Source organism: Streptococcus sp. k-163 (genome assembly GCF_013277555.1).
GTDB lineage: Bacteria > Bacillota > Bacilli > Lactobacillales > Streptococcaceae > Streptococcus.
Genome location: NZ_VMND01000003.1, coordinates 15,254 through 29,993, shown reverse-complemented (window position 1 = coordinate 29,993; position 14,740 = coordinate 15,254). Strand labels below are relative to the sequence as shown.

The 14,740-nt window shown below is 41.2% G+C and carries 21 protein-coding genes; all 21 read right to left on the bottom strand.

The features are described 5' to 3' along the window. Positions 1 to 38: 38 nt before the first annotated feature. The 21 genes from HT731_RS00995 to HT731_RS00895 all read right to left on the bottom strand — a co-directional run bounded on the left by HT731_RS00995 (position 39) and on the right by HT731_RS00895 (position 14,402). Positions 39 to 434 carry a helix-hairpin-helix domain-containing protein gene (locus tag HT731_RS00995; RefSeq protein ID WP_000038635.1) on the bottom strand — a complete coding sequence of 132 codons (396 nt, stop codon included), beginning with the start codon at positions 432 to 434 and terminating at the stop codon, positions 39 to 41. Between the two features lie 95 nt (positions 435 to 529). Beyond that, complete coding sequence (locus tag HT731_RS00990; RefSeq protein ID WP_000119703.1) at positions 530 to 784, bottom strand: DUF1912 family protein; 255 nt, start codon at positions 782 to 784, stop codon at positions 530 to 532. 9 nt (positions 785 to 793) lie between these two features. Further along, positions 794 to 2,128 (bottom strand): DUF438 domain-containing protein, encoded by a 1,335-nt coding sequence (locus HT731_RS00985; protein ID WP_000752904.1) that lies wholly within the window; start codon positions 2,126 to 2,128, stop codon positions 794 to 796. Next, the gene (locus tag HT731_RS00980) at positions 2,128 to 2,361 is read right to left on the bottom strand and encodes a DUF1858 domain-containing protein (RefSeq protein WP_061759583.1); all 234 of its coding nucleotides are present in this window, start codon (positions 2,359 to 2,361) and stop codon (positions 2,128 to 2,130) included. The genes HT731_RS00985 and HT731_RS00980 overlap by 1 nt, the downstream gene beginning before the upstream one ends. A gap of 116 nt (positions 2,362 to 2,477) precedes the next feature. Further along, entirely contained in the window at positions 2,478 to 2,630 is a 153-nt protein-coding gene (locus HT731_RS00975) for a hypothetical protein (protein WP_000668202.1), read from the bottom strand. Further along, positions 2,627 to 2,809 carry a hypothetical protein gene (locus HT731_RS00970; protein ID WP_061759582.1) on the bottom strand — a complete coding sequence of 61 codons (183 nt, stop codon included), beginning with the start codon at positions 2,807 to 2,809 and terminating at the stop codon, positions 2,627 to 2,629. Before HT731_RS00970 ends, HT731_RS00975 begins: the two co-directional genes overlap by 4 nt. Before the next feature lies 1 nt (position 2,810). Beyond that, positions 2,811 to 3,590: a hypothetical protein gene (locus HT731_RS00965; protein ID WP_049533710.1), complete on the bottom strand. Its 780-nt coding sequence runs from the start codon at positions 3,588 to 3,590 to the stop codon at positions 2,811 to 2,813. Positions 3,591 to 3,738: 148 nt separating this feature from the next. Then, a complete protein-coding gene (gene rbfA, locus HT731_RS00960) occupies positions 3,739 to 4,089 on the bottom strand; it encodes a 30S ribosome-binding factor RbfA (protein ID WP_001273601.1) in 351 nt (116 codons plus the stop codon). A 166-nt stretch (positions 4,090 to 4,255) separates the two neighbouring features. Beyond that, positions 4,256 to 7,048 (bottom strand): translation initiation factor IF-2, encoded by a 2,793-nt coding sequence (infB, locus tag HT731_RS00955; RefSeq protein WP_173277274.1) that lies wholly within the window; start codon positions 7,046 to 7,048, stop codon positions 4,256 to 4,258. Between the two features lie 16 nt (positions 7,049 to 7,064). After that, positions 7,065 to 7,364, bottom strand: coding sequence for a YlxQ-related RNA-binding protein (locus tag HT731_RS00950; RefSeq protein WP_001041390.1), 300 nt, complete (start codon positions 7,362 to 7,364; stop codon positions 7,065 to 7,067). Further along, the gene (locus HT731_RS00945) at positions 7,357 to 7,650 is read right to left on the bottom strand and encodes a YlxR family protein (RefSeq protein ID WP_000857561.1); all 294 of its coding nucleotides are present in this window, start codon (positions 7,648 to 7,650) and stop codon (positions 7,357 to 7,359) included. The genes HT731_RS00950 and HT731_RS00945 overlap by 8 nt, the downstream gene beginning before the upstream one ends. Before the next feature lie 21 nt (positions 7,651 to 7,671). Next, positions 7,672 to 8,808, bottom strand: coding sequence for a transcription termination factor NusA (gene nusA, locus HT731_RS00940; RefSeq protein WP_000032285.1), 1,137 nt, complete (start codon positions 8,806 to 8,808; stop codon positions 7,672 to 7,674). A 43-nt stretch (positions 8,809 to 8,851) separates the two neighbouring features. Further along, positions 8,852 to 9,331, bottom strand: a complete 480-nt coding sequence (gene rimP, locus HT731_RS00935; protein WP_173277272.1) for a ribosome maturation factor RimP — start codon at positions 9,329 to 9,331, stop codon at positions 8,852 to 8,854. Between the two features lie 125 nt (positions 9,332 to 9,456). Next, positions 9,457 to 10,092: a tRNA (guanosine(46)-N7)-methyltransferase TrmB gene (trmB, locus tag HT731_RS00930; RefSeq protein ID WP_138699943.1), complete on the bottom strand. Its 636-nt coding sequence runs from the start codon at positions 10,090 to 10,092 to the stop codon at positions 9,457 to 9,459. After that, on the bottom strand, positions 10,089 to 10,883 hold the full coding sequence (locus tag HT731_RS00925; RefSeq protein WP_000363005.1) for a phosphotransferase family protein: 795 nt from the start codon (positions 10,881 to 10,883) through the stop codon (positions 10,089 to 10,091). The genes trmB and HT731_RS00925 overlap by 4 nt, the downstream gene beginning before the upstream one ends. Positions 10,884 to 11,044: 161 nt before the next feature. Then, positions 11,045 to 11,656 (bottom strand): type II CAAX endopeptidase family protein, encoded by a 612-nt coding sequence (locus tag HT731_RS00920; protein ID WP_173277270.1) that lies wholly within the window; start codon positions 11,654 to 11,656, stop codon positions 11,045 to 11,047. 199 nt (positions 11,657 to 11,855) lie between these two features. After that, on the bottom strand, positions 11,856 to 12,470 hold the full coding sequence (locus HT731_RS00915; RefSeq protein WP_173277268.1) for a type II CAAX endopeptidase family protein: 615 nt from the start codon (positions 12,468 to 12,470) through the stop codon (positions 11,856 to 11,858). 30 nt (positions 12,471 to 12,500) lie between these two features. Next, entirely contained in the window at positions 12,501 to 12,749 is a 249-nt protein-coding gene (gene blpZ, locus HT731_RS00910; protein ID WP_173277266.1) for an immunity protein BlpZ, read from the bottom strand. 41 nt (positions 12,750 to 12,790) lie between these two features. Then, on the bottom strand, positions 12,791 to 13,480 hold the full coding sequence (locus HT731_RS00905; RefSeq protein WP_173277264.1) for a CPBP family intramembrane glutamic endopeptidase: 690 nt from the start codon (positions 13,478 to 13,480) through the stop codon (positions 12,791 to 12,793). A gap of 51 nt (positions 13,481 to 13,531) precedes the next feature. Then, positions 13,532 to 13,915, bottom strand: a complete 384-nt coding sequence (locus HT731_RS00900) for an immunity protein (protein ID WP_173277263.1) — start codon at positions 13,913 to 13,915, stop codon at positions 13,532 to 13,534. Between the two features lie 82 nt (positions 13,916 to 13,997). Continuing rightward, positions 13,998 to 14,402 carry an immunity protein gene (locus tag HT731_RS00895; RefSeq protein WP_173277261.1) on the bottom strand — a complete coding sequence of 135 codons (405 nt, stop codon included), beginning with the start codon at positions 14,400 to 14,402 and terminating at the stop codon, positions 13,998 to 14,000. Positions 14,403 to 14,740: the final 338 nt, after the last annotated feature.

The following is a 14,740-nucleotide window of genomic DNA, read 5'->3' as shown; positions in this document are numbered from 1 at the left end:
TAGCAAGATTTTTTCGGAAATGCAAGGCACAAGAAATATTACTTGAACTTGATGCCATTTTCTTTCAATTTCTTGATGGTAGCTGGGCCGATTCCTTTCAAGGCAAGGAGTTCTTTTTCAGTCCAGTTTTTGAAATCTGAAGCAGACTTGATACCTTCATCATAGAAAGTTTTGGCACGGTCAAGTGGAAGTCCACCCAAGTTTGCTGCAAAATCTTCGACAGAATTGGCTACTTTTTGAGCTTGTTCTTTGGTAGCTTCGACTGCTTGTTCAACTTTTTTAGAAACAGCCTTACCAGCTTGGCTTGCTGACTGCTCTGCACGTTTCACGACTTTCTTTGTCTCTTCTACAACCTTAGTCACAGTACTTGAAAAGGCACCTGCGCGACGGAGGCTATTTCGTAATTGTTTTTTACGATTGAGTTTCTTTGACATGATAAAATCCTTTCAATAAAAAACCCCTGCTCTGACAAGGATTTAATATAAATATTCTATCAAGATTTTAGTAAAAAATCAAGAATCTTTCTAGTTTAATAATTTCGCTCACCAAACAATCCCTCTGGTAAATCATGGAATCCCTTACCTGCCTTGAAGTTTTCAAACTTACCAAGCAAGAACTGATAAGCATCCAAGCGGCTTTCGTAGCGAATTATGGCATCTTTGGCACGCTCGTCTTGGTCTTCTTCGTAGACTTTTTGGCTTTCCTTATGCGCCATGTCGTTGATCATGATTTGGGTATTGACCCAGGCTTCAAATTCCTTCATAAATTCTTGTTCGTAACTCATTTTTTCTCCTTATTCTAATCCACGGAAATAGTCCGTGTCAATCTCACGGTAGGGCTGGATATCCTGAACGTATTCTAGCACACCTTGGAATTCTCCCTCTTCATCGTGCACTGCAGCGTAGGTGATGTGGACAAACTTACCTCGCGACTCAGACTTGAACCACATTTCATACTTGCCTTTGCTTCCCTCACGAAGCCCCTTCATGATGGTCTTGACCTTGTCCAAGTACTTAGGCGGATGACAGAGTTCAACATTGCGCCCAACTTGGGACGGCGTCCGTTTGAAAATCATCTCATCAGCTGGCGTATTGTCATTGTAATACTGGAAAATGTCGTCTTTATTGACAAAGGTAATCTCCATAGGGAGGTGATTGAGGATGAGATTAGCCTGCTCGACTGAAAGATAGCCATTCCCAAAAGCCTGTTGACTATGACGGTCCAGCACTGCTTTCTTTTCCTTAGGGGTAAAGGTAATGGTAAACTGTCCTTCTGGCGTATCGATAACCTGCTGAACTTGTCCCTCTGCCGTATCTAGCTGAATAGGCTCCTCTGCAATCTTTTCCTCAACAAAACTCTGGCGTTCTGGAACCCATTTCTCAGACGGACGGATGATAGCATAGCCATAGGCGTCGCTCTCCTCTGCAATCTGAAGCCAGTCATCCTGAGTAAAGGACTCGAGGAGAATCATGAGAAGGATGGACTCTTCCTTGAAAATCATACTTTCAAACTCTGCCGCAAAGGCTTCAAAAGCTTCTTTTACAGTAGAAATCGGTACTTCAGGTAGTGACTTGGCTGTCGCTAAAGCTGTTTGAAAGAGTTCCCTAATCTGGTCATCCACTCCCCACATAACTTTTGGAGGTGAATCGTGACCATAGCGCTCCATGATGGGGAAAAAGAGCTCTTCCTTACGCTGGTAGTGGATGTCAAATTGACCCACAAGTCCCATCTGACGCACCAAACCCTTACGCATCTCCGCAAGCATTTCTTCATCTTCCATAGACTCATAGGTATCTAACAATCTACGAATGCGAATCAAGGCCGCACGGAGGGCTAGATTTTCATCCTTAAAGACACGAACTGGGTGACCTGGGTGCTCGGTATCTGCAACTTCGACACCCTTAACAGCATTTTTAAAAAGATTGGCATGAACGTCACAGAGTTCCATGACATCTTCAAAGGTGACACCTGAGTCTGAGTTCATCAGCTCGTGCTCCATGAGGGAAATCTCAATGGCTGAAACGCCTGTAAAGGTCGCATCAAAGCGCTCCTGAACCGACTCAGGAGAGGCGCCATTGTGCAATTCTAACAAAATATCCCGCAGGACATGAATCCGTTCATCTGCCATTAGTCTAATCCAATCACTTCGTAGCCATTTGCTTCCAGTGTGCGGACAATCTTGGCCATAGGAGTTCCTTCCAGCTTAGAACCTTGTTTGAGCGATACCTTGCGACCGACTGTATTGCGCATTAAGGGATTGGCAAGAGGTTTAAAACCTAGCTCCACTAGAATTTCCAAGACTTCTGGATACTTGTCCACCACTTCTGCAACAGGAATTGACACATCGATGATATTGTCCATGACGACCTCCACTGAATGTTTTAAAATGATTTTACTGCTTATATTATACCATATGAAAAGAGATTAAAAAACTAGCAGTACAAGACTTGCTAGTTCTCCACGACTTGGATGACCATCTAAATAAGTTTAAAGAGCCAATCCAATATCTTAAATAATAGCTTGTAAAACAGCAATTGGACTGCAAAAGAGATGATCATCCAAAAGAATTTCACAATCCCAATAATTGGTTTGATAAAAAGAATAGCAAGAAGGCCCCAGAAAAATTTCATTCTCTCTCCTCTGGCTTGATGAGCCAACGAGCCGTATCCATTAGCTTGTCTGCAATAAAGAGTTTCCCAAAACCGACAACGACATGGTCATCTTTCTTTATCGTTTTCATTACTTTTACACCTTGCATGGTCAAAAAGTAATTCCCGTAAGTTTTAGCTAGAGTTTTTATAAGTCCCATATTACTCACCTTCGATGATTTCAGCTTCTTTTCGGATAGTATCAATATCTATTTGATACTGCCCTTCATTATAATTAACTAATTTGGATAATTCCTTTTGCAGTCTTTCCCCCATCGGCTTCATGGTCGCAAAGGTTAAGCCACCAGAAAGGACACCTCCTAAAATAGGAATCACTTTTCCCATTCCCTTAGCCAAGCCTCCCTTTGTCAAGCTGACTCCAAAAATTTTCAAAACTTTTTCCAGAATAGGATACCAAAGTGTCTTTGTCAAAGCTTTCTGCGGAATCGTCTTCATCACATGCTTGGCAACTGTTACACCTCCAGAGCGAAGTAAAGCCCCTGCTCCATTTACCCCTAGCATGACACCGAGATAAAGCAAGAGTGTATTTTGAGCATCCTCGCTCAATTCATCACGGGATTCCCAAAGATCATCAAATCCATAAATATAGCCTAGTTCTTGAGCCAACTTTAATGAAAAAGCATAAAACTGAACTACATCTGTTGGAATAGTGATTGCCATGGCAATACCACCAGGTAAACCTGCCAAAATCGAAGTCCCGCTTGCTCGTAGAACATTGTCCTTAATACAGGTCTTAGCAACTCGATCCAAGCTTTCCTTTGTTAACAAAGAGGTCGGACCTTTTTCCAATAATGTAGCAATATCCTTTCGATCTAACTCTTTAGAAAATTTGTCAACTAAAAATTTTTCTCGATCAACTTTGACCATGGGTAATTTCACCACTTGTTGCAGCACTTGCATCGCTAACTCTTGTTTGCCCATCTCTATCTCCATTCATCATTCGTATTAAACTTTATCATATCATACTATGAGGTATTTACAAATTTTTTAAACTGTTTTTTGCAATTACAAATACAGCTATTAATAGCTAGAAGAATCCAAGCACCAAAAAAGAGGGTTGCCCCTCTTCTTAGTTCTTATCCAGATTGCGTAGCATTTCGTCAATCTTGTTTCCATACTCGATGGACTCGTCTTTGACGAAGGTCAAATCTGGGATTTTGTACAATTTCAAATTGCGGCCAAGTTCACGTTTGATGGTACCAGTTGCTTTTTCAAGCCCGATTTGGGCTTTTTGATTATCCGAAGCAAGGTTACTCAAAATGGTGTAGTAAACCTTGGCAACAGACAAGTCACCTAGCATCTGAACATCTGTGATGGTCACGCCTTGGACACGCGGATCACGGACTTTCTTTTGCAAAATCTCATTGACTTCACGTTTGATTTCCATGCCCACACGATCCGTACGGAAATGATTTGCCATGATATTCCTTTCTCTACTTTGAACCAAAAGCTAGGCCAGCAGACCTAGCTATTTCTATTAGATAGAGGAACTAGAGCCATTTGAATCTAGGAAACAAGCCTTAGATAGAACTGAGGGTTCATCAAGGCGCTGTTGACGACGAGTCAAATGAGCTATCGTTTCTCTATTATCTCTTGATTTCTTCCATGACATAAGCCTCAATCACATCATCCATCTTGATATCATTGTAGCCGTCAATCATCAATCCACCTTCACGACCGTTTGTAACTTCTTTAACGTCGTCTTTGTAGTGTTTCAAGCTTGCGAGTTCGCCATCATAGATAACAACACCGTCACGGATAACACGGACTTTAGAGTCACGGGTAACCTTACCGTTGATAACCATAAATCCACCGATAGTTCCCACTTTAGATACCTTGAAGGTTTCACGGATAAGAGCTTCACCGATGATTTTTTCTTCAAATTCTGGATCAAGCATCCCTTTCATAGCTTCTTCCATCTCTTCGATAACTTTGTAGATAATGCTGTGGAGACGGATTTCTACATCGTCAGCATCGGCTTGTTGACGAGCTTGTGGTGTAGGGCGTACGTTGAAACCAACGATAAAGGCATTTGAAGCTTCAGCAAGGGTCACGTCTGATTCGTTGATGGCACCGACTGCTGAGTGGACGATGGTCACTTTGACACCTTCCACGTCGATCTTTTGAAGTGAGGCAGAAAGGGCTTCAACAGAACCTTGTACATCGGCCTTGATAATGACGTTAACTGACTTGAGTTCACCAGCTTTAAGGGTATCAAAGAGATTTTCAAGGCTAACACGTTGGGTAGCTTGACGTTGTTTCATAAGGGCACGTTTGGCACGTTCTTCACCTGCTGCACGCGCAGATTTTTCATCCTCGTAAACGGCAAAGTGGTCACCCGCCATCGGTGCTTCATTCAAACCTGTAATTGAAACTGGTGTTGATGGACCTGCTACCTTAACACGACGACCAAGGTCGTTGGTCATAGCACGGACACGACCGAAGGTATTTCCGACAACGATTGGGTCTTGAACATTCAAGGTACCTTGTTGAACAAGAAGGGTTGCGACCGCACCTTTTCCTTTATCCAAGCGCGCTTCGATAACTGTACCGATAGCACGCACTGTTGGGTCTGCCTTGAGTTCTTGGATTTCAGCCACAAGAAGGACTGTTTCCAACAATTCTTCGATATTTTGGTTAAATTTAGCCGAGATTTCAACAAATTCAGAATCTCCACCCCAAGCGGTTGACATGACACCATGCTCAGCCAATTCACCGATAACACGTTCTGGGTTAGCACCTGGTTTATCAATCTTGTTAATGGCTACGATGATTGGAACGTTGGCCGCTTTTGAGTGGTTAATGGCTTCAATTGTCTGAGGCATAACCCCGTCATCTGCCGCTACGACCAAGATCGTAATATCGGTAACAGAAGCACCACGTGCACGCATGGATGTAAAGGCCGCGTGTCCTGGTGTGTCAAGGAAGGTAATCTTCTTGCCATTTTCAACGATTTGGTAGGCACCGATATGCTGAGTGATACCACCTGCTTCACCTGTCGCAACACGAGAGTTACGAAGGGTATCTAGAAGTGTTGTTTTACCGTGGTCAACGTGTCCCATGATAGTTACAACTGGTGGACGCTCAACCAATTCATCTTCATTGAGATAACCATCTTCGACAAAGAAACGTTCGATGTCGGCATTATCCACTTCAACCTTTTGTTTGGCTTCGATACCGTAATCCACCATGAGGAGTTCAATCGTTTCCCCATCCAAGGATTGGTTTTGTGTGGCCATGACACCCATCATAAAGAGTTTCTTAACGATTTCAGCTGGTTCACGTTTGATACGTTTTGCGATTTCCGCAACGGTCATACCATCTGTATATTCAAATTCTGTTGGCAATTCATGGAATTTACGCTCTGTAACAGGTTTTGGAGTCTGATTACGGTTGTTCTTGTTATTGCCTTTTTTGTTCTTCTTGTTGTTATTCCAGTTACTATTTCTTTGATTTCTCACTTGATTTTGACTACTTCGATTCTTTTGTTGTTTTCTAGGACCATCTTCTTCGTGATCGAAATCATCACGTTCTTTGTCTGGTCGAGCTTGTTTTTTACGACGTGTATCCACTGGCGCTTCTTTAGCTACAGGAGCTGGTTCAACCACTGCTTGAACTTGTTGCGCTTGTTCAGCTAACTTAGCCACCTCTTCAAAGATTTCCTCTGGCTCCTTGCGTTTGTTAGCTTGGGCCAAGGCTTCCTTGGCAGCCTGAGTCTGCTTGAAACGTTCCTCACTTGAACGTGCATATTCAGCATTTTGTTCTGCTTTTAGGGCTGCTGCACGGGCTTTAAAGTCAATACGTGGAGCCGCTTGATTTGAACGTTTGTCCTCTTGTTGACGGCGCTCATTTCCACGATTTTGCTGACTTTGCTGTTTCTTAGCTTGGTCATTAAAGCGACGATTGTCGCGGTTTCCCTGACCTTGTTTTCCACCATTACGGCCGTCGTTTTTCTGACGGTTGCCATTTTGTTGTTGGTCACGGTTATTGCCCTTATTTTGCTTGCGTCGTTCTGCCTGCTCTTTGGCACGAGCTTCACGCTCAGCCTTGAAATTACGACTTTGTGGTTTCGCTACTGCTTTTTCTGTTTTAGGAGCAACTAGTTCAGCCGCTTTTGCCTCTTCCTTAGCTACAGCTAGTTTCACTGGCTCAGATTTCTCGGCTTTCTTTTCTGCACTTGCTTTTGGTTCTGCAGGTTTTACTTCTGCTTTCGGAGTAGCTGCAGGCTTAAAGCTGGCAGCGATTTTTGCAGCGACATCTTCTTCCACACTTGATGAGTGGCTTTTCACATCCAAGCCCAACTCTTTTGCACGCGCTACAACTTCTTTACTTTCTTTTCCAAGTTCTTTTGCGATTTCGTACAATCTTTTCTTAGACAAATCATGTCCTCCTCTTCTATTCCATAAGAGACCTCATTTTCTTTGTAAATCCAGCATCTGTTACAGCCAAAACCTTTCTCGATTTCCCGACTGCTATGCTTAATTCCAGTGTTGAAAACACGGTTACAATTTCTACTTGATAATAATGACTTTTATCTTGAATCTTCTTGGTCAGATTGGGTCCAGCATCATGGGCTAGAAAGACCAACTTGGCCTTGCCGTCTTGAATGGCCTTGACCACCAATTCTTCACCCGATATAATCCGCCCTGCTCGCTGAGCAAGCCCCAAGAGATTGCTTATCTTTTGCTTATTCAAGTCCTAACTCTCTTCTTTTCACTTTGTGATCCACATAAGCGATCAACTCGTCATAAAAGCTTTCATCCACTTCCATGCTAAAGCTACGGTTAAAGACCTTCTTCTTTTTCGCCTCTAGGGCTTCTGCATTGTCTAGTTTGATATAAGCGCCACGGCCATTAGCCTTGCCTGTCGGATCAATAAAGACTTGCCCTTCCTTGTTCTTGACAATGCGGAGCAAATCCCGCTTATCAATCACTTCATTGGACACGACAGACTTGCGCAAAGGGATTTTTCTCGTTTTCATCTTTCCCTCCTCTAGCAGCTTTTATTCTTCTACAGTATCGTTTTCTGCTTCCAAATCTACCGAACCAGCTTCTTCCATGGCTTCAAATTCGCTAGCAGACTTGATATCGATACGGTACCCAGTCAAGTGAGCCGCCAAGCGCACGTTTTGTCCACGACGACCAATGGCAAGAGAAAGCTTGTTATCTGGCACAACGACCAAGGCACGTTTACTGTCGTTTTCATCAAAGATAACTTGGTCAACTTCAGCAGGAGCGATAGCGTTGTAGATAAATTCAGCTGGATCGGCTACCCATTCAATAACGTCGATGTTTTCTTCGATTGGAACCATACGATCGCTCTTAGCATCGTAGCGAGCTGGGTGGAATTTGCTAGTAATCTTCTTGATGTTAGCACCACCACGTCCAACGATTGTACCAATAGCGTCCACGTTTGGATTGTGGCTACGAACTGCAACCTTAGTACGGTCGCCAGCTTCACGAGCCACGCTCATGATTTCAACAGTTCCATCATAAACTTCTGGAATTTCTTGTTCCATCAAACGTTTGATCATCTCTGGATGGCTACGGCTGACAAAGACGTTGACACCACGAGGGTTGTCTTCAACTTTGTAGACATAAACTTCGATACGATCATGAGAAGCAAAAACTTCTCCAGGAATTTGATCTTGTTTTGACAATTGGGCTTCGATGCTGCCAAGGTTGACATAGATGAAGCGGTTGTCAAAGCGTTCTACTGTACCAGACATGATTTCTTGCTCGTGTTCTTTGTAAGTATTGTAAGTGATGGCACGTGTTTGCTTGCGCATTTTTTCCATGATGGTTTGTTTGGCAGATTGAGCTGCTACACGACCAAACTCAGCAGGTGCCTCTTCAAACTTGATTTTATCACCAAGTTCATAGGCTGAATTAATGGCAAGAGCATCTTTCAAGCTGATTTCCAAACGGCTATCAAATACTTCATCAACCACTTCACGGACAGTATAAACGGTAAAGTCACCTGTTTTTTCGTTGAAATCAATAGCTACGCTGTCTGATTGACCATAGCGTCTGCGATAAGCGGAACGAAGCGACTCTACTACTGCGTCGATGATATCTTCTTTTTTGATTCCCTTGTCTTCTTCCAAAATGCGGAAGGCCTCTAGCATTTCTTTACTCATGTTTTCTTCACTTTTGAATCCTCAAAAGCTATCCTTTCTTTTTCTATAATTTAACTGCTAAACGTGCTTTTGATACTAAACTGTATGGAATTTGGACGGTTTTCTTACGCGTCTTGTCCATATATTCCATGGTCAACTCGTCCTCTTCAAAGGCCAACAAGGTTCCTTCAAAGACCTTTTGCTTATCGATGGCTTGGTAGAGCCCGACATGGATGTATTTCCCAACCGCTCCAGAGACGGCATCTTTGGTTTTCAAAGGACGTTCCAAGCCTGGACTGGTGATTTCTAGGAAATATTGTTCTGGGAAGGGATCTGGCTTGATGGTGTCTAGGACAGGACTGATCATTTCTGTCAAGTCTGCCGTGTCGTTCAAGGTAATTCCTTCAGGTTTATCTACAAAAATACTAAGAATCATATCACTGCCAATCTTTCCATACTCGATATCCACGAGTTCGAAAGGTTCTTGGATGACAGGTTCTACAACTTCTCTGACTAATTCTACGATTGTTGCGATTGCGTCCACCTCCTCATAAGCAAGAGGCGAAGATATTTCCCCGCCTCACTTTTCATATTCTTACTCTTAGTATAACACGTTTGCCAATTTCTGTAAAGCAAAAGCACTTATACAGCCTGATTTCAGGCTATTTCTTAAAATTCTACCTCAACTCGGTAGATAACTTGCCCCTTGTTGGAGAATTTTTGCTCGTATTCTGTCATGACATTGCCTTCAAAATCACTGGCATGTAAATCAAGCCAGACACCATTGAGTTTCATGCCATACTGAGAAAAGCTCACTAGGCTGTACTCAAACAAGCCACGGTTATCCGTCTTGAAATGAATTTCTCCATTTTCAGGCAAGATGCGCTTAAAGGTATCCAAGAAGGTCTTATAGGTCAAACGACGCTTTTCATGACGCTTTTTAGGCCAAGGATCTGAAAAGTTCAGATACAAACGATCAATCTCACCGTCTTCAAAGTAGTCAGTCAAGTCAGAACCATCTACCCACAAGAGCTTGATGTTAGGCACTCCAACTTCAAGCACCTTGTCCAAAGCGTAGCTCAAAACAGACTTTTGAATATCAATCCCGATATAGTTGATATCAGGGTTTTGCTTGGCCATACCTGAAACAAAGGCACCTTTTCCACTTCCAACTTCCACATGAATGGGATTATCATTGCCAAACAAGTTACGCCATTTTCCCTTAGCTTCCAAGGGATTGAGGACCACATACTGGGGATTGGCCTCTAGTAATTCTGTCGCCCCTTTACGATTTCTAACTCTCATCTTCTCTTTCCATACTTGTCTCGGAAGTGACGCAAGCCATGAATCTCCCGATTGACATTTTCTAAATCTTGGTTCATATAATACTTGGAAATCTGGCTCAAGTAAGACAATTGACCGTACCAATACAATTTATTTAATACCGTTTGATTGTACTTATAGCCGTAGTAGGTCAACCATTCCTTCCACTGATGTTCTGGAATATAATGGCAGAGCATATGGGCCACATCAAACATGCGGTCGGTCAAGCGAACCGAATCCCAATCTACCAAATAAATCAAGCCACTATCTGTCTCAATCCAATTACTATGTCGTACATCTCCATGGACAATGGTCGCATAGTCCTCTCTAAATCCTGGAATAGTCTGACGTAAATCAGCCATCACTTCACTGATAAAATGATTTTTACGCAAAGCATCTGGAGCCGTTTCTTGCCAAGACTGTAGTAAATCTACAGGTGTTTCCATAGCATATCCCAAACGACTCAACTGTGTCATCAACGGACGTGAGCGATGAAGACGGGTTAAGATATTGACGATTTGTTTACGATTCATATCATAGGGGGTCAATATCTTGCCTGTCAACCATTCTTGAGCACACATATCACGCCCATCTGCCAAACGGCGACTCCATAATAATTGTGGAGCAATTTGTTCTCTAGCTAGACCAGGTAGGATTGGAGAGGTGTTCATTTTTACAAAGATACGCTTCCCATCAGGATAGCTACCCATATAAGCCTTGCCACTTTTCCCAGGTATGGGAGTCAGTGTTAGCTCATTATCACCCAAATCCATTTCTTTCCTCCGTATAAAGTTTCCTTACTATTCTACTAGTTTTTGGCCTATTCGTCAACCGCTCCATACCCGATTCTCAAAGAAAAGCCTCTGGATTGGCTTGGGTATCCTTATAGAAAGAAAAAGGAAAGCACCGTCTTCTGCTTACCTTTTCATGATTTTTATAAATAATATAAGAGTGGCCAAGCATTGTAAAACATGTGAACTAGAGTAGAAACCCATAGATTTTGGCTCTTTTTATAAGCAAAGCCCAGCAACAAGCCCCCAAGTAGATAAAAAATAAACGAAGAGACATTAGAAGGTCCATGCATGAAAGAAAAGAGAGAGGAAGTTAACACAAGTCCTAACCAAGAATTGTCAAAAATCGCACCTTGAAGAAGTCCTCTGAAAATGAGTTCCTCCTGGATGGGGCCAAAAACTGAGGAAGTCAAAATCAAAGACAGGGAAATTCCTCTGCTGACTTCCGCCAAGTGTTGAACTCCTGCGCCAGAAGAAACAGCAAAGAAATGAATATAAACCAGCGTCTCAAGCACACTTAGAAGAAAGATTGCAATGAAAAGCAAAAGTTCTTTCTTGCTTAACATCCCAAAAGAAATCATTTCAAACTTTCTAGCATAAGCAACACTCAGAGAGGTTACTAGAAGACTTACAATAATCAATGCAGATTCATTTTGAAAAAAATCCCCATGGTTAATCGTATAAGGAACTGTAATGACGATTATTAGTACTAAAAATCCAAAGCACAAGGCATGAAATTTATCAAAAAACTCCATAAAATTATCCTCCTCAACAAACTTCCCTACACGTCATCCTTGAGATCTAGTCTTTCCAAAACAAACCATTTTATACTCTTCAAACCACGTCAACGCCGCCTTGGATTATATATGTGACTGACTTCGTCAGTTCTATCAACAACCTCAAAACACTGTTTTGGGTAACCTGCGGCTAGTTTCCTAGTTTGCTCTTTGATTTTCATTGAATATAAGTTAAGAGTGGCAAACTGTTGTAAAACATATGGACTAGAGTAGAGACCCACAAGTTTTGGCTCTTTTTATAAGCAAAGCCCAACAACAAGCCCCCAAGTAGATAATAGAAAAACGAAGGGACATCATAAGGTCCATGCATGAACGAAAAGAGAGAGGATGTCAGCACAAGCCCTATCCACGAATTGTCAAAAACCGCACCCTGAAGAAGTCCTCTAAACAGGAGTTCCTCATGGATAGGTGCCAAAACCGTGACATTTACAATAAAGGAAAGCGAAAGTCCATTACTCGTTTTCTCAAGGTGTTGAGCCGAAGCACCAGAAGCAACTGAGAAAAAGGCATGATAGCCTATATTTACCAGCACCGTGAGAAGAAAGATTCCAATGAAGAGCAAGAGTTGCTTCTTACTTAAAATCCCGAAAGAAATCATATCAAACCATCTCGTATAGCCAATACTAAGGCAAAGCAAGAGACTCTTTACAACAATGAATGTGTACTGGTGTTGAAAATAATCTCCTTGATTGACGGAATATCCCGCCGCATCAACGATTGCAAATACTAAAAATCCCAAAAACAAGGCATGACACTTATTGAAAATGGCCATAAAACTATCCTCCTCAACAAACAGACTTCCCTACACGTCATTCTTTAGTTCTAGCCTTTCCAAAACAAACCATTTGAGTAACCAAAATCCGACCACATAACCACCCCCTAAGAAGATAGCCATTAAAGATAGCATGGGATTTAGGAAATAAAAGGCCACAACAGATACAAAGGTTAGCACAAAAACGTTAAAGGCAATGGTGTCAGAAGCCAAGACTAGAATATAGGGGGTCAACCAGTCTAAAGTTTTTGAATTTAGGAAAAATAAGTGTCTATACATAATAACCTCCTCTATGGCTAAAAAGCAAGCCTTTTGTTTTTTTACCCTAAGACCCTATGTAGAAAAGTGAGCAAAAATGGTAATGTTGCGAAAATATTATTGATCACATGCACCGCATAGGAAGGATAAATGCTCTTGGTATAGCGGGTCAAACTAGCAAAGATGATGCCAGATGTTGCAAAGACGAAGATATCTAACAAACTAGGCAGGCTTGAAAAATGAGGAAGAGCAAATAAAATTGACGGAAGAAGCAAATCAAGGCCAAATCTCGAATGCTTAAAAAAGGCGTGTTGCAGTAATCCTCTATAGATTAGCTCTTCCATAAGTGGAGTCAGAAAGAACAAAGTTATATAGATACCTAGCTCAGCAAAGTTGGTCCCACTATAACCGATCAATACAGCCCAACCTTCAGCAGTTGACTGAACATGTTTAGCTGTCTGAACGTTAAAAGAGATCTGGAGCACTACCACTAATACTGTCAAAATCGAATACCAAAGCCATTTTTTTCTTGGAATGTGAAAGAGATAACCATGACCTGTCTTAACCAGAATCCAAATCATGACTCCGCTAAATAGTAAACTCAAGATATTTTGAATCCAGACGAAATTGCCAATCTGGGAAGAAAATTGCCAATAATTTTGGACGATATACGTCAGCTGAGCAAGACCAAATACGAAAAATAAGTAAGAGAAAACTGCACTTATTTTGAATAGAAGTTGATACTTTTTCATAAAAATCCTTTCCACTATGACCTCCCCTTGTTAGGCTCTACTGCTGTAAGATTAAGAAGACAGTTTGTTCTTTTTAAGGCTAACCTGACTACTAGATAATAGATACATTAAGGCATTAAAGACAATGAAAATATGTCCATAGAATAAAATCAACCTCGCATCCAAACCAAGATAAAGTTTGACCATCAAAAAGATGAGCAAAAGAATTTGAAACCATACCGTTTTTCCAAAAATAAATTTAAAGCGATTTCGAATATCTACTTCCTTGATTTTTACCGCCACCCCTTTATTAGCAAGAAGGAAAACGCCTGCTTCAAACAAGCCACTGTAGAGAACAATCCACCCAATCGATACATTAGAGATTTGTAAAAATGTCCCTAAAAGAATATTCAACATACTACTCAAGAAAATAACAAGAAATAATCTGTATTTCATATTAAATACCTCCATTCATTTATTTCACTAACAATTTAATAGAGCCTTCTACTCAAATATCCTGTCAGAAAAGGATAGAAAGCTACTTTTTATAATACTTCAAGCCCCAAATGAGTAAAAGCATGATAATCAAGCAGAGAATGGCACCAATATAGGCTATTAATTGTTGATAGGATTCTCCTGCTGTGATACCTCTATACAAACAAATAATAGACATAAAACCTGCCAAGCCGATATACATGAGTTGATTGGTTCTAGGACTAACCAAATCATCATCTTCAAACTCTCTTATCCTCATCTCCCTAGTGAGGTAAACAGTGACCAAAATGGAAGCTAAGTTAATAACCACTAAAAGAAATTGGAAAATTAAAGAAAAATTTAAAAACTGACGAGATAGAAATAGATAAGTAGAGATAAGTAAGGGCAACTGCCCTAGGAACAATCTCGCAAGGAAGATGGTCTGTTTTTTAGCAAGAAAAGTTTTCATTTCTTTGCTCCTTTCTTTTTCATTAAAGCAAAATAAATCATAACTGCAATCACATAGGCTATGGTATAAAATAAATGATACCAAATACTCTCCCTAAGCGGATAAAGAAAGATGGACATGATTAGATACAAGATGAAAATGACAAGTATTTTTTTCTTCATAAAATTTCCTCCTAAATGTATTCTTTATCTGAGTTGAGCTAGAACCTTTACACTGCTAGTATAGCACTCATTTTGACCTTGGATCACTGAAATCATAAATGGTCATCAAAACATCTTGAATTGTTAAAAATTTAAAAAGCAAGCATGAAAAACACACTTGCCCTATGGAAACTTAAC

Bases quoted from the DNA above. Each gene is read 5' to 3' on its own strand.
- HT731_RS00995 (WP_000038635.1), bottom strand. From the start codon at position 434: ATGTCAAAGAAACTCAATCGTAAAAAACAATTACGAAATAGCCTCCGT.
- HT731_RS00990 (WP_000119703.1), bottom strand. From the start codon at position 784: ATGAGTTACGAACAAGAATTTATGAAGGAATTTGAAGCCTGGGTCAAT.
- HT731_RS00985 (WP_000752904.1), bottom strand. From the start codon at position 2,128: ATGGCAGATGAACGGATTCATGTCCTGCGGGATATTTTGTTAGAATTG.
- HT731_RS00980 (WP_061759583.1), bottom strand. From the start codon at position 2,361: ATGGACAATATCATCGATGTGTCAATTCCTGTTGCAGAAGTGGTGGAC.
- HT731_RS00975 (WP_000668202.1), bottom strand. From the start codon at position 2,630: ATGAAATTTTTCTGGGGCCTTCTTGCTATTCTTTTTATCAAACCAATT.
- HT731_RS00970 (WP_061759582.1), bottom strand. From the start codon at position 2,809: ATGGGACTTATAAAAACTCTAGCTAAAACTTACGGGAATTACTTTTTG.
- HT731_RS00965 (WP_049533710.1), bottom strand. From the start codon at position 3,590: ATGGGCAAACAAGAGTTAGCGATGCAAGTGCTGCAACAAGTGGTGAAA.
- rbfA (WP_001273601.1), bottom strand. From the start codon at position 4,089: ATGGCAAATCATTTCCGTACGGATCGTGTGGGCATGGAAATCAAACGT.
- HT731_RS00945 (WP_000857561.1), bottom strand. From the start codon at position 7,650: ATGAAAACGAGAAAAATCCCTTTGCGCAAGTCTGTCGTGTCCAATGAA.
- nusA (WP_000032285.1), bottom strand. From the start codon at position 8,808: ATGAGTAAAGAAATGCTAGAGGCCTTCCGCATTTTGGAAGAAGACAAG.
- trmB (WP_138699943.1), bottom strand. From the start codon at position 10,092: ATGAGAGTTAGAAATCGTAAAGGGGCGACAGAATTACTAGAGGCCAAT.
- HT731_RS00925 (WP_000363005.1), bottom strand. From the start codon at position 10,883: ATGGATTTGGGTGATAATGAGCTAACACTGACTCCCATACCTGGGAAA.
- HT731_RS00920 (WP_173277270.1), bottom strand. From the start codon at position 11,656: ATGGAGTTTTTTGATAAATTTCATGCCTTGTGCTTTGGATTTTTAGTA.
- HT731_RS00915 (WP_173277268.1), bottom strand. From the start codon at position 12,470: ATGGCCATTTTCAATAAGTGTCATGCCTTGTTTTTGGGATTTTTAGTA.
- blpZ (WP_173277266.1), bottom strand. From the start codon at position 12,749: ATGTATAGACACTTATTTTTCCTAAATTCAAAAACTTTAGACTGGTTG.
- HT731_RS00905 (WP_173277264.1), bottom strand. From the start codon at position 13,480: ATGAAAAAGTATCAACTTCTATTCAAAATAAGTGCAGTTTTCTCTTAC.
- HT731_RS00900 (WP_173277263.1), bottom strand. From the start codon at position 13,915: ATGAAATACAGATTATTTCTTGTTATTTTCTTGAGTAGTATGTTGAAT.
- HT731_RS00895 (WP_173277261.1), bottom strand. From the start codon at position 14,402: ATGAAAACTTTTCTTGCTAAAAAACAGACCATCTTCCTTGCGAGATTG.